General features: G+C 75.3%; 9 protein-coding genes. 8 read left to right on the top strand and 1 reads right to left on the bottom strand.

All coding sequences use genetic code 11. From position 1 onward, the window contains the following. Window positions 1-4: 4 nt before the first annotated feature. The 7 genes from AC07BF_RS12360 (at window position 5) to AC07BF_RS12330 (ending at window position 10,715) form a co-directional block, all read left to right on the top strand. Window positions 5-487, top strand: coding sequence for a hypothetical protein (locus AC07BF_RS12360; protein WP_478333331.1), 483 nt, complete (start codon window positions 5-7; stop codon window positions 485-487). Then, window positions 484-1,350, top strand: coding sequence for an NmrA family NAD(P)-binding protein (locus tag AC07BF_RS12355; protein ID WP_478333330.1), 867 nt, complete (start codon window positions 484-486; stop codon window positions 1,348-1,350). Before AC07BF_RS12360 ends, AC07BF_RS12355 begins: the two co-directional genes overlap by 4 nt. Before the next feature lie 438 nt (window positions 1,351-1,788). After that, window positions 1,789-5,745, top strand: coding sequence for a Pls/PosA family non-ribosomal peptide synthetase (locus tag AC07BF_RS12350; RefSeq protein WP_478333329.1), 3,957 nt, complete (start codon window positions 1,789-1,791; stop codon window positions 5,743-5,745). Next, the gene (locus tag AC07BF_RS12345) at window positions 5,727-7,106 is read left to right on the top strand and encodes a M1 family metallopeptidase (RefSeq protein ID WP_478333328.1); all 1,380 of its coding nucleotides are present in this window, start codon (window positions 5,727-5,729) and stop codon (window positions 7,104-7,106) included. The genes AC07BF_RS12350 and AC07BF_RS12345 overlap by 19 nt, the downstream gene beginning before the upstream one ends. Before the next feature lie 233 nt (window positions 7,107-7,339). Further along, a complete protein-coding gene (locus AC07BF_RS12340; protein WP_478333327.1) occupies window positions 7,340-8,719 on the top strand; it encodes a serine hydrolase domain-containing protein in 1,380 nt (459 codons plus the stop codon). Between the two features lie 350 nt (window positions 8,720-9,069). After that, a complete protein-coding gene (locus AC07BF_RS12335) occupies window positions 9,070-9,906 on the top strand; it encodes a GNAT family N-acetyltransferase (RefSeq protein WP_363585584.1) in 837 nt (278 codons plus the stop codon). Beyond that, window positions 9,903-10,715: a lysophospholipid acyltransferase family protein gene (locus AC07BF_RS12330; RefSeq protein WP_363585585.1), complete on the top strand. Its 813-nt coding sequence runs from the start codon at window positions 9,903-9,905 to the stop codon at window positions 10,713-10,715. Before AC07BF_RS12335 ends, AC07BF_RS12330 begins: the two co-directional genes overlap by 4 nt. 50 nt (window positions 10,716-10,765) lie before the next feature. Here AC07BF_RS12330 and AC07BF_RS12325 read toward each other — a convergent pair whose 3' ends face one another. Continuing rightward, complete coding sequence (locus AC07BF_RS12325; protein WP_478333326.1) at window positions 10,766-12,436, bottom strand: MFS transporter; 1,671 nt, start codon at window positions 12,434-12,436, stop codon at window positions 10,766-10,768. Between the two features lie 169 nt (window positions 12,437-12,605). On the opposite strand from AC07BF_RS12325, the gene AC07BF_RS12320 reads away from it, so the two are divergent. Beyond that, entirely contained in the window at window positions 12,606-13,283 is a 678-nt protein-coding gene (locus AC07BF_RS12320; protein ID WP_363585587.1) for a TetR/AcrR family transcriptional regulator C-terminal domain-containing protein, read from the top strand. Window positions 13,284-13,350: the final 67 nt, after the last annotated feature.

The following is a 13,350-nucleotide window of genomic DNA, read 5'->3' as shown; positions in this document are numbered from 1 at the left end:
GCCCATGAGCAAGAAAGCACCCGGCGCACCGCCCCCCTTCACCCTGTGGCGGGAGGTCCTCGTCGCCTACGCGATGCCCGCCGTGATGGCCGGCATCGGCGGGGCCGTCACGCACCAGCCGCAGCTGATGATCGCCGCGGCCACCACGATCGGCGGCACCTCGGCCGTCGTCGCCACCCTGGTCGGCTCCGCCCTGCGACGCCGACCCAACCGCTCCCCGGGCGGCCGGGCACCGCGCGCCCTGCTGGCCCCCGCACTCGGCCTGGCCGCCGCAGCCGTCGCACTCGCCGTCGGCCTCGCGGCCGCGCACTGGCTGCCGCAGATCCACGGGCTCGCCACCAGCCCCTGGCCCGGCCGCCTTCCGATCGACCTGCCGGTCTCGTCGGCGATCGCGGCCACCGTGATCACCTGGCGCTGGCGCGGCAGCCGCCGGACCCGATCCCCGCAGCACCGACTCTCCACCCGACCGGAAGGACAGACCTCATGATCGTCGTCATGGGCGCCGGAGGCGCCACCGGCGGTGCCACCCTGCGCAGCCTCGCCGCCCTCGGTGCACCGAGCCGCGCACTCAGCCGCGACCCCGCCCGCCTCGCGGCCGGCCTCGACGACCGGACCCTCGCACTGACCGAGACGCTCCCGGCCGACGCCGTCGACCCGAACTCCCTGCGCGAAGCCTTCCGTGGCGCGCACCAGCTCTTCCTCACCATGGCCAACGGCCCGCACCAGGTCCAGCACGAGCTGGCCGCGATCGACGCTGCGGTCGAGAGCGGCGTGGAGCACATCGTCAAGATCTCCGCACCCGCAGCCGAACCGGACTCCCCCGTGGCCGTCTCGCGCGGCCACCACCTGGTCGAGGAGCGCCTGCGCACGTCCGGCGTCACCGCGACGGTGCTGCGGCCGTACGCGTTCATGCAGAAGCTGCTGCTGCTGGCCCCCGGCATCGCCGCCGCCGGGGTGGTGCACGGTGCCATGGGCCAGGCCCGCTGCAACTACGTCGACGCCCGGGACATCGGCGACGCCGCGGCCGAGGTGCTCACCCGCCCGGAGCTCGCCGGCGGAACGTATCCGCTCACCGGCGGCCGGGCGTACAGCTACCCGGAGCTCACCGGGCTGCTCGGCCAGCTGCTCGGCCGCCCGGTCCGCTACCTCGACCTGCCCCCGGCCGGGCTGCACGCCCACTTGGTCGAGCGGGCCGGGATGCCGCCCTGGCTGGCCTCCCACGTGGTGGAGATCCAGCAGCTCGCGACGGTCCGCCGGGAGGCACCCGACGGCACCCTCGCCCACCTCACCGGGCGCGCCCCGCGCACCCTGGAGGCGTTCCTCCAGGAGTACCTGCACCGCTTCCGCTGACCGCCCTGACACCATTCGGGCGCCATTCGGGTCTCTCTCCGGCGCCTCTCGGACACCGCTCCGACGCCTTGGCGGGCCCGGCGGCCGGGCCGGAACCGGGCCGGGAAGCCGGGCCCGCCACCCGAAGGGAGCAGCATTCGCTGTGGCGTGGATCACGATCGAGAATTAGGCCTGACGATCCGTCAATTCGACTGACATCCAGTCACATGACTGCCAGGCTCACCCAGTTGTTGACTGACACAACGTCAGCTCAGGCCATTTCCGGCCTAGTTGAGCCAAGTGTCGGGCCGTACGGCGCCTCGCACCCGGGGCTACCATCAGTCGGGTTGTCCGCTCCGGCCCCGGAGTGGGGTCACCCGGTCAGGCGAGTGCTCCCACCGCCCCGAAGGGCCGGGCATCAGTCGGAACGGGGCGAGGACGAGGAGCGTACGGGCTGCCATGACAGCTGAACCGAGCACGGAGCAGTCCGCCACGCCGCCCCACGCCACACCACCCCGAGCCACACCACCCCACGCCACGCCGCCACAGGCCCCACCGCCGCAGGCCCTCTTCCCGGGCCGTCCGGCCGCCGCACCGCGCACCCTGGTCGACGTCCTGGACGCCACCGTCCGCGCCCACCCCGACGAACCGGCCCTGGACGACGGGCGCACCGTGCTCGGCTACCGCGCCCTGGCCGCCGAGGTCGAGCAGCTGCGCCGCCGGCTGGCCGCCGCCGGGATCGGCCCGGACGACCGGGTGGGCGTGCGGGTCCCCTCGGGCACCAACGACCTGTACGTCTCGATCCTCGCCGTGCTCGCCGCCGGCGCCGCCTACGTGCCGGTCGACGCAGAGGACCCGGACGAGCGCGCCCAGCTGGTCTTCGGGGAGGCCGGCGTCGCCGCGGTGCTCGGCGCCGACCGCGCGCTGACCGTCCACCGCGAACGCCCGGTCCCCGACCCCGGCGAGGCGGCCGCGGAACCCCGCCCCCGCCCGACGCCGGCCGACGACGCCTGGATCATCTTCACCTCCGGCTCCACCGGCCGCCCCAAGGGCGTGGCCGTCACCCACCGCAACGCCGCCGCCTTCGTCGACGCCGAGGCGGCGCTCTTCCTCCAGGACGAGCCGATCGGCCCCGGCGACCGGGTGATGGCCGGCCTGTCGGTGGCCTTCGACGCCTCCTGCGAGGAGATGTGGCTGGCCTGGCGCCACGGCGCCTGCCTGGTGCCCGTCCCCCGCTCCCAGGTACGCAGCGGCGCCGACCTCGGCCCCTGGCTGGCGGAGCAGGAGATCACCGTGGTCTCCACCGTCCCGACGCTGGCCGCGCTCTGGCCGGCCGAGGCGCTCAACGAGGTGCGGCTGCTGATCTTCGGCGGCGAGGCCTGCCCGCCGGAGCTGGTGCAGCGGCTGGTCACCGAGGGCCGCGAGGTCTGGAACACCTACGGCCCCACCGAGGCCACCGTGGTCGCCTGCGCCGCGCTGCTGACCGGCGACGGCCCGGTCCGGATCGGCCTGCCGCTGGACGGCTGGGACCTCGCCGTGGTCGACGAGGCCGGCGAGCCGGTCACGGCCGGCGGTACCGGCCAGCTGGTGATCGGCGGGGTCGGCCTGGCCCGCTACCTCGACCCGGAGAAGGACGCCGAGAAGTACGCGCCGCTGGCCTCACTCGGCTGGGAGCGGGCGTACCGCAGCGGCGACCTGGTCCAGGCCGACCCGGCCGGCCTGCTGTTCCTCGGCCGCACCGACGAGCAGATCAAGCTCGGCGGCCGCCGGATCGAACTCGGCGAGGTCGACGCGGCGCTCCAGGCCCTGCCCGGCGTGGCGGGCGCGGCCGCCGCCGTCCGCACCGCGCGCGGCGGCAACCAGCTGCTGGTCGGCTACCTGGTCGTCCAGGACGGCTTCGACCGCGAGCAGGCCGTCGAGAAGCTGCGCGCCGAGTTGCCGGCCGCCCTGGTGCCGCTGCTCGCGCCGGTCGACACCCTGCCCACCCGCACCTCCGGCAAGGTCGACCGGGCCGCCCTGCCCTGGCCGCTGCCCGAGCTGGAGAACGCCGGGCCGAGCGAGCAGCTGTACGGCACCGAGGCCTGGCTGGCCGAGCAGTGGGCCGAGATCCTCGGTGTGACGGTGAGCGGCCCGCGCGACGACTTCTTCGGCATCGGCGGCGGCAGCCTGGCCGCCGCCCGGCTCACCACGCTGCTGCGCACCCGCTACCCGAACGCCGCCGTGCTGGACGTCTACCAGCACCCGACGCTGCGCAAGCTCGCCCGGCACCTGGAGCGCACCGCCGCCCAGAGCGGCCAGGCCCGCACCATCGCCCTGGTGCCGACCCGGGCCAAGCTGCTCCAGCTGCTCCTGCTGATCCCGCTGTTCACCGTGGTCGGCCTGCGCTGGACGGTCGCCCTGCTGGCGGCCGGCAACCTGCTCTCCCACCTCGGCGACTACCCGTGGGCGCCCACCGCCTCCTGGTGGGCGGTCGGCGCGGGCGCCCTGGCGCTGTACAGCCCGGCGGGCCGGCTGGCGATCGCGGCCGGCGGCGCCCGGCTGCTGCTGCGCGGCCTGCGCCCGGGCAGCCATCCACGCGGCGGCGCCGTCCACCTGCGGCTCTGGACCGCCGAGCGGCTCTCCGAGCTCAGCGGCGCCACCGCGCTGTCCGGCGCCTGGCTGGTCCGCTACGCCCGGGCGCTGGGTGCCAAGGTCGGGCCCGAGGTCGACCTGCACTCGCTGCCGCCGGTCACCGGGATGCTGAAGCTGGGCCGGGGCTGCGCCGTCGAGGCCGAGGTGGACCTGTGCGGCTACTGGCTGGACGGCGACCGGCTGGAGGTCGGCCAGGTCAAGGTCGGCTCCGGCGCCGTGGTCGGCACCCGCTCGACCCTGCTGCCCGGCGCCCGGGTCGGCAAGCGCGCCCAGGTACTGCCCGGCTCCAGCGTCACCGGGCACGTGCCGACCGGCCAGCGCTGGGGCGGCGCGCCCGCCGTCAAGCTGGGCCGCGTCGAGCGGGCGTGGCCCAAGGAGCGCCCGCCGCACCGGGTCTTCTGGGCCGCGCTCTACGGTGCCAGCGGCACGGCGCTCGGCCTGCTCCCGGTGGCGCCCGCGCTGGCCGCGCTCGCGGTCCTCGCCGGTTTCGTCCACCAGGGCGACGGCCTCGGCGCGGCGCTCGGCGGCGCGCTGCTCGGCCTGCTGCCCGCCACCCTGGCGTACGGCGCGGTGTACGCGGCGCAGCTGGTGGCCGCCGTCCGGTTGCTGAGCCGCGGTCTGCTCCCCGGGGTGCACCCGCTGCACGGCCGGGTCGGCTGGCAGGCGTGGACCGTCACCCAGCTGATGGACCGGGCCCGGGATGTGCTCTTCCCGCTGTACGCGGGGCTGGTCACGCCGCTGTGGCTGCGGGCGCTCGGGATGAGGGTCGGCCGGGGCGCGGAGGTGTCCACAGTGCTGGCGCTGCCCAGCCTGACCACCGTCGGCGACGGCGCGTTCCTGGCCGACGACACCCTGATCGCGCCGTACGAGCTGGGCGGCGGCTGGGTGCGGCTCGGCGAGGCGAAGGTCGGCGAGCGGGCGTTCCTCGGGAACTCGGGAATGACCGCGCCGGGGCGGGCGGTGCCCAAGCGGGGCCTGGTGGGCGTGCTGTCGGCGACGCCGGAGAAGGCCAAGAAGGGCGGCTCGTACCTGGGCATGCCGCCGATGCGGCTGCCGCGCGCGGCGGACGAGGCCGACCAGGGCCTGACCTACGAGCCGCCGGCCCGGCTGCTCTGGGCGCGCGGACTGGTCGAGCTGGCCCGGCTGCTGCCGGTGCTCGCCTCGGGGGCGCTCGGCGTGCTGACCGTCGCGGTGCTGTCCCGGCTGTCCGTCTCCTGGTCGGCGGGCGTGGCCGCGCTGCTCTCGGGCCTGGTGCTGCTGGGCGCCGGCGCGGTGGCCTGCCTGGTCGCGGTGGCGGCGAAGTGGCTGCTGGTCGGCCGGTTCCGGGCGGTGGAGCACCCGCTGTGGAGCAGCTTCGTGTGGCGCAACGAGCTCGCGGACACCTTCGTCGAGGTGCTGGCGGTGCCGTGGCTGGTCGGCGCGGTGCCGGGCACGCCGGTGCTGAACCTCTGGCTGCGGGCGCTCGGCGCGCGGATCGGCCGCGGCGTCTGGTGCGAGAGCTACTGGCTGCCGGAGGCGGACCTGGTCACCCTCGGGGACGGCGTCACCGTCAACCGGGGCTGCGTGGTGCAGACGCACCTCTTCCACGACCGGATCATGCGGATGGATACTGTGGTCCTCCGCGAGGGCGCCACCCTGGGCCCGGGCGGCATCGTGCTGCCCGGCAGCACGGTGGGCGCGCGCAGCACGCTGGGCCCGGCCTCGCTGGTGATGCGCGCCGAGTCCGTCCCCGCCGACACGCGGTGGCTGGGCAACCCCATCGAGGCGTGGCAGCCCACGTCATGACCACCCGTCCCGGCCCGCAGGAAGTGCCCGCCCCCGTGAAGCCCAAGCACGTCCCGGCGACCGCCGGCGCCCCCGACCCGTACTTCCCGGCCAACGGCGACCACCGCTACCGGGTCCACCGCTACGAGCTCGTGCTGGACTACCGGCCCGGGCCGAACCGGCTGGCGGCCTCGGCCCGGCTGAGCGCCGTGGCGGACGCGGCGCTGGCCGAGTTCGCGCTGGACCTGGCCGAGTTCCGGATCGGGCGGGTGCTGGTCGACGGCAAGGCCGCCCGTTACACCCACCGCGCCGGCAAGCTGCGGATCCGTCCGGCCAGGGCACTGGCGGCGGGGGCGGCGTTCACCGTCGAGGTGCACTACACCGGCAACCCCCGTCCGGTGCGCAGCCCGTGGGGCGGCCTGGGCTGGGAGGAGCTGACCGACGGCTCGCTGGTCGCCAGCCAGCCGATCGGCGCGCCGTCATGGTTCCCGTGCAACGACCGGCCCGCCGACAAGGCGACGTACCAGATCGCGGTCACCACGCCGTCCCCGTTCACCGTGCTGGCGAGCGGCCGGCTGCTGACCCGCACCACCCGGGCGTCCAGCACCACCTGGGTGTACGAGCAGAGCGCGCCGACCTCGCCGTACCTGGTGACGGTGTCGATCGGCCACTACCGGCCGGTGCCGCTGGCGGCCCGCCCGGCCGTGCCGCAGACCGGCTACGTGCCGGAGCGGCTGGTCCCCGCGTTCACCCGGGACTTCGGGCGGCAGCCGGAGATGATGGCGTACTTCGGCGAGGTGTTCGGGCCGTACCCGTTCGGCGAGTACGCGGTGGTCGTCGCGGACGAGGAACTGGACGTCCCCGTGGAGGCGCAGGGCGTCGCCACCTTCGGGACGAACCACCTCGGCGGCGGCTGGGAGCGCGAGCGGCTGATCGCCCACGAGCTGTCGCACCAGTGGTTCGGCAACAGCGTGACGATCGCCGACTGGCGGCACATCTGGCTCAACGAGGGCTTCGCCAAGTACGCCGAGTGGCTGTGGTCCGAGCACGCCGGCGGCCCGGCCGCGGCCACCCACGCCGCCGCCGCGCACGGACTGCTGGCCGGGCTCCCGCAGGACCTCAGGCTCGCCGACCCGGGCCGCAGGCTGATGTTCGACGACCGGCTGTACCAGCGCGGCGGCCTCGCCGTGCACGCGCTGCGGCGGGCGCTGGGCGAGGACGCCTTCTTCGCGATGCTGCGGGACTGGACGAGCATCCACCGGCACGGCGTCGTCGGCACCGCCGACCTGCTCGCGCACGCCTCCCGGTACGCGGCCGCCCCGCTGGCCCCGGTCTTCGAGGCCTGGCTGCAGCGGCCCGAACTCCCGCCGCTGCCGGGCTGACCGGCCCGGCGGCGACATCGCGAGGCGTTCACGGGGCGATCGCGGGGCGTTTGCGGAGATAACGGGTGGATCCTTCGGAGCGGCCTGGCTAGGTTGGGTTCGTCTGCTGCCCGTCCGTGTTGGCCGGCGGCCCTCGCCTGCGGACCTCGCCGACGGTCTCGTCGGCGGACCTCGTGGCAGACCACTCCGACGGGCCTCCCCGCCGGACCACGCCGAAGGATTCAGAGGATCAGATGACCGATCAGTCCGACGAACTGCTGCCGACCACCCGCCGCGCCCTGCTGCACCGGATCGCCGTCGCCCAGGCCGAAGGCCGCACGCCCTCCCTGGCCGCCGGAGTGGTCCGGGACGGCCGACTGGTCTGGAGCGGCGCCCGCAGCATGATCGACGGACACGCGCCGACCCCCGACGTCCAGTACCGGATCGGCTCGCTCACCAAGACCTTCGTCGCCGTGCTCGTGCTGCGGCTGCGCGACGAGGGCCTGCTCGACCTCGCCGACCCGCTCGCCCGACACCTGCCCGGCACCCCGGCCGACGGCGCGACCGTCGCGCAACTGCTCGCCCACACCGCCGGACTCGCCGCCGAGACACCCGGGCCCTGGTGGGAACGGACCGACGGCTCCCTGCGGCCCGGACTGGACGACCTGCTGGAGCCCGGCGCCGCGATCAAGCACCCGGCCGGGCGCCTCCACCACTACTCCAACCCCGGCTACGCGCTGCTCGGCGCGCTGGTCGAGCGGCTGCGCGGCGAGCCCTGGGGCGAGGTGCTGCGGCGCGAGGTGCTGGCACCGCTCGGCATGGACCGCACCACCCTGCTGCCCGAGCACCCGCACGCCGGAGGCTTCGCCGTCCACCCGTGGGCCGACGTCATGCTGCCGGAGCCGCTCACCGACACCGGGCTGATGGGCCCGGCCGGCCAACTCTGGTCCACCGTCGCCGACCTGGCCCGCTGGGCGGCCTTCCTCTCCGCCGGGGACGACAAGGTGCTGGCCGCCGACTCGCTCGCCGAGATGCGCCGGCCCGCCACCGGCCCCGACGACACGGCCTGGACCTCCGGATACGGCCTCGGCCTGCAACTGCGCCGCCACGAAGGCCGGGTGCTGTACGGCCACACCGGCTCGATGCCCGGCTTCACCGCCGCACTGTGGGTCAGCGATGAGGACGGCCTGGCCGCGATCGCCCTGTCCAACGCCACCACCGGCGCCGGCACCACCCTGGTGGCCGCCCAGTTGATCACGCTGACCGCCGAGCACGAGCCCCGGCTGCCCGAACCCTGGCGTCCGCTGCCCGAGGTCGACGAGGAGCTGCTGGCCCTCACCGGCCCCTGGTACTGGGGCACTTCGGCGCAGGCCCTGCGGCTGCGGGCCGACCGCGGCCTCGAACTGACCTCGCTCGTCGGCGGAGCCCGCAGCTCCCGCTTCCGCGCCGAGCCGGACGGCACCTGGACGGGGCTGGACAACTACTACACGGGCGAGACCCTGCGGGTGGTCCGGGCCGCCGACGGCACCGTCAGCCACCTGGACCTCGGCTCCTTCGTCCTCACCCGCGAACCCTACGGCCCCGCGCCCGTCATCCCGGGCGACGTCGACCCGCAGGGCTGGCAGGCCCTCTAGGCCCCGCCGGGGCGCGCGCTTCTCGGAGCACGCCGGTCGCGCGCAACACCACACCCGTCCACGGGAGTTCCGGGGGAATCCCGGGGGAGGGTGGCAGGCCCGGGCGCACAGGCGCCCGGGCTGTCCACCCCCGGCGGGCGAGCGCCCGGTGCCCGGCAGATGACCGGGAGGCGACGGGTGGTCCCATTCAGCAGTTGCACATCTGCGCTCCGCCGCGCCGCAACATGGATGCCAACCGGCTCGGAGAGATATACGGGGACCGGTTCGCGTGCAGGCCCAACGCCTGCGGGCCGGGCCGGTGCCCTGGCGATCCAGGGCGCCGCCGATCGTGCTGCCCTGGAGGGTCCGCCATGACCACCGTCCCCACGTACGCTCCGACCGCAGTAGCCCCCACCCAGGACGCCCCCGCCGTCCCCGCCCCCCGCCGGCCGCAGGCCCCGGCCGCCTACACCGTCTCCCTCGCCCGCGACGCCGACGACGTGCGCGCCGCCCAGCGGCTGCGCCACCAGGTGTTCGCCGCCGAGCTCGGTGCCGTCCTGCACAGCCCGGTCGCCGGCCTCGACGTCGACCCCTTCGACGAGTTCTGCGACCACCTCCTGGTCCGCGAGGGCGAGCACGGCGCCGTCGTCGGCACCTACCGGCTGCTGCGCCCCGAGGCCGCCCGGCGGGCCGGACGGCTCTACTCCGACGGCGAGTTCGAGCTCTCCGCCCTGGCCCCGGTCCGCCCGGGCCTGGTGGAACTCGGCCGCTCCTGCATCCACCCCGACCACCGGGGCAACGGCGCCGTCATCAACCTGATGTGGGGCGGCATCGCCCGCTACCTCGCCGACACCGGCAACACCTGGGTCGGCGGCTGCTGCTCGATCCCGCTAGACGACGGCGGCGCCACCGCGGCCCGGGTCTGGGACACCGTCAGCGCCAAGTACCTGGCGCCCGAGCAGTACCGGGTCACCCCGCGCCGCCGCTGGGACGCCACCGGCGTGCCGCGCGCCGAGCGCGGCGCGCTGCCCGCCCTGCTCCGCGGCTACCTGCGGCTCGGCGCCTGGGTCTGCGGCGAGCCCGCGTACGACCCGGACTTCGACTGCGTCGACCTGTACGTGCTGCTGTCGCTGGAGCGCACCGACCCGCGCTACCTGCGGCACTTCCTGTCCGGACTGCCCGCCCGGCCCCTCGGCGCCTCATCATGAGCGTCTGGCTGCCGACGGCCCCCTGCCGGCCCGAGACCTGCCTGGCCGAGACGGCGCCCGCCGTCTCGCACCCCCGGCGGGCGCTGCGGCTGGCGGCCTGCCTGGCGGCGGTGCTGGCGGGCGTGCTGCTCAGCCTGCCGCTGCGCCTCCTCCCGCACGGCACCCGGGAGCGGCTGATCCGGCTCTGGGCGCGCGTCCTGTTGCACACCCTCGGGGTCACCGTCCACCTCGGGACGCCGGGCGGCGCGCTCGGCGGCGGGACGCTCGTGGTGGCCAACCACGTGTCCTGGCTGGACATCCCGCTGATCGCGGCGGGCCGCCCGGGCCGCTCACTGGCCAAGACCGAGGTCCGCCGGTGGCCGGTGCTCGGGCCGCTGATCGCCTGGGGCGGCACCGTGTTCCTGGACCGCGACCGGCTGCGCGCGCTGCCCGACACCGTGGCGACGGTGGCCGAGGTGCTGCGCGCCGGCCAGCCGGTGATCGTCTTCCCGGAGGGGTCCACCTGGTGCGGACGGGAGAGCGGCCGCTTCCGGCCCGCGCTGTTCCAGGCGGCGGTGGAGGCGGGCGCCTTCGTCCAGCCGGTGACGATCCGCTACCGGCTGGCGGACGGACGGCCGACCAGCGTGCCCGCCTTCATCGGCGACGACGGACTGCTCACCTCGCTCGCCCGGGTGGTCGCGGTGCGCGGTCTGGTCGCCGACGTGACGTTCCTGCCACCGATTCCGCCGCCCGCGCCGCAGGCCACCCGGGCGGGGGCGCGCCGGGAACTGGCCCGCACGGCGCAGGCGGCGGTCGAGGGCATCCGCTGACGTGGCGTCGGCACGCGGATCGGTCAGACCGATCAGGTCGGCCGGACCCGTCAGGTCGGTCGGACCGTCCGGGCCTCGGCCAGCGGCTCCGGACCGGAGTTCGGGTCGAGGTCGGGGCCAGGGTCGGAGTCCGGGCCGGGGCCGGAGTCCGGGCCGGGGCCGGGGGCCGACGCCGAGTCGGGGGCCGATTCCGGGAGGCCGGTGCCGCTTTGGGCGAGCGGGCGGGCCCGGCCCAGCAGGACGGCGACCAGGACGGCGGTGACGACGAGCGCGGCCGCACCGCAGCGCGCCGCGAGGTGGAGGCCCTCGATGAAGGCGCCGTCCACCGCGTCCTGGACCGGGCCGGGCAGCACGGCGGCCGCGCCGCCACCGCCGTGCCCCGCCCCGGCGGGCGCGTCCGCGATCGGGCCGACGGCGTCCGGCGGCACGCCGAGCCGGTGCAGGGCGGCGGTCAGGCTGCCGGTCATCCGGTTGGTCAGCACGGCGCCGAGCACCGCGATCCCGAGGACGCCGCCCAGCTCGCGCAGGGTGTTGATGCTCGCCGAGGCCATCCCGGTCTGCGCCGGGGCGACCCGTTGGAGCACCGCGATCGACACCGGGGTGAAGGTCATCCCCATCCCGAGGCCCATCGCGAACAGGGTCCACAGGTACTCGACGTAGTGGGCGTGCTCGCCGTAGAGGGACAGCCCGCCGAGGCCCGCCGCGCACAGCACGAGACCGAGCACCAACGGCAGCCGGGGCCCGTACCGCGAGGTCAGCCGGCCGGAGAGCGGGGCGGCTACGACGATCATCCCGGTCATCGGCAGCCCGGCGCAGCCGGCGTCGGACGGGGACCAGCCGAGCGGGCCCTGCATCAGCAGCGGCAGGAAGAAGAGCGCGCCGAAGATCCCGAAGCTGACCATGAAACCACTGAGCAGCGCGCCGCCGAGGGCGCCGTCGCGGAACAGCCGCAGCTCCAGCATCGGTTCGGCGAGGCGCAGTTCGAGCACCAGGAAGGCGGCCAGCAGCACGAGCGCCGCGGCGCCGCAGAGGAGCACCCGGGTGTCCGTCCAGCCACGGGTCGGCCCCTCGATCAGCGCGTAGACCAGCAGGCCGAGGCCTGCGGCGGAGAGGACGAGGCCGCCGAGGTCGATCCGCCGGGCACGCGGGGGGATGTCCGGGAGCACGCGGGCGGCGAGCACCAGTCCGGCCACGCCGATCGGCACGTTGATCCAGAACACGCTGGCCCACCCGATGTGCTCGACCATCGGCCCGCCGACCACCGGGCCGATCGACAGACCCAACGCGGAGACCCCGGACCAGAGGCCGATCGCCCTGGCGCGCTCGCGCTCGTCGGTGAAGACGTGGCGCAGCAGGGCGAGGCTGCCCGGGGTGAGCAGTGCGGCCCCGACGCCTTGCAGCATCCGGGCGCCGACCAGCAGGCCGATCGTTCCGGCGAGCGCGGCGAGCGCGGAGCCGACCGTGAACAGCGCGAGGCCGAACCGGAACATCCGGGTGCGGCCGTGCCGGTCGCCGAGCGCGCCGCCGGTCAGCACGAACCCGGCGTAGACGAGGCTGTATCCCTCGACGACCCATTGCAGGCCGCTGATCCCGGCGTCCAGGTCCTGGCCGATGCGGGGCAGGGCGTTGTTGACGATGACGTTGTCCAGCATGGACATGAACATGGTGACGCAGAGCGTCAGTAGCGCGAGCCGTTTGCGCCGGGCGCTCGACTCCTGCATGGGAACCCTCCCGATTCCTGGCCCCTAACAGCGTTAGGGAGTGGTGCGGCACGCACAGAGTGCCCCTAACGGTGTTAGATTGCAAGCGGGATCTCGCGACGGCACTCGCCACGGACAGTCGCCACGAGACTCGCGACCGGATGAGACCGCTGGAGGCGTCCGCACAGCCATGCCGGAGAACGACGACACGACACCGCCGCTGACCAGGGACGCGCTGACCCAGGCCGCGCTGCGGGTACTGGAACGGGACGGCCTCGACGGGCTGTCGATGCGCAAGGTCGCCGCCGAGGTCGGCGTCAAGGCGGCCTCGCTGTACTGGCACGTCCGCAACAAGCAGGAACTGCTCGACCTGCTCACCGACGCGGTGATGGCCTCGGCCGAACCCCCGCCGCGCGAGGGCGGGTGGCGCGAGCAGTTCCACGCCTACTGCTGGCGCTACCGCCGACTGCTGCTCGACAAGCGCGACGCCGCCAAGGTCGTCTCGGGCCGCCTCTCCCCCGGCCCCCACCTGCTCGGCCTGATGGAGGACCAGCTCGACCGGCTCCGCGCGGCCGGCTTCTCCGACGCCGACGCCGCCATGGCCACCTACCTGCTGGGCGCCTTCGTCCAGGGGTTCGTCCTCCAGGAACAGTCCCCGATCTCGGCCGCCGAAGTCCTCGGCACCAGTCGCCGGGACATCGCCGACGCCACCGGAGACCGCTTCCGCGCCCTGCCCGCCGACACCTTCCCCAACCTCGTCGCCCTGGCCGACGACCTCACCGAACCCGACATGGACACCCGCTTCGAGTTCTGCGTGCAACGCGTCCTCGACGGGCTCGCGACCCTGCTGCCCGCCGAACGGCGCTGACCCCACCACCGCGGGCCCGGCCGACCGGGCCCCGCCCCGGGCCCGCCGAAAATCCGCGGCCCGGCCT

The sequence above is a fragment of the Kitasatospora sp. NPDC043950 genome, from assembly GCF_056435345.1.
The sequence above is the reverse complement of the archived record's forward strand: the minus strand, read 5'-3'. Positions and strand labels throughout refer to the sequence as shown.

Bases quoted from the DNA above. Each gene is read 5' to 3' on its own strand.
- AC07BF_RS12360 (WP_478333331.1), top strand. From the start codon at position 5: ATGAGCAAGAAAGCACCCGGCGCACCGCCCCCCTTCACCCTGTGGCGG.
- AC07BF_RS12355 (WP_478333330.1), top strand. From the start codon at position 484: ATGATCGTCGTCATGGGCGCCGGAGGCGCCACCGGCGGTGCCACCCTG.
- AC07BF_RS12350 (WP_478333329.1), top strand. From the start codon at position 1,789: ATGACAGCTGAACCGAGCACGGAGCAGTCCGCCACGCCGCCCCACGCC.
- AC07BF_RS12340 (WP_478333327.1), top strand. From the start codon at position 7,340: ATGACCGATCAGTCCGACGAACTGCTGCCGACCACCCGCCGCGCCCTG.
- AC07BF_RS12335 (WP_363585584.1), top strand. From the start codon at position 9,070: ATGACCACCGTCCCCACGTACGCTCCGACCGCAGTAGCCCCCACCCAG.
- AC07BF_RS12330 (WP_363585585.1), top strand. From the start codon at position 9,903: ATGAGCGTCTGGCTGCCGACGGCCCCCTGCCGGCCCGAGACCTGCCTG.
- AC07BF_RS12325 (WP_478333326.1), bottom strand. From the start codon at position 12,436: ATGCAGGAGTCGAGCGCCCGGCGCAAACGGCTCGCGCTACTGACGCTC.
- AC07BF_RS12320 (WP_363585587.1), top strand. From the start codon at position 12,606: ATGCCGGAGAACGACGACACGACACCGCCGCTGACCAGGGACGCGCTG.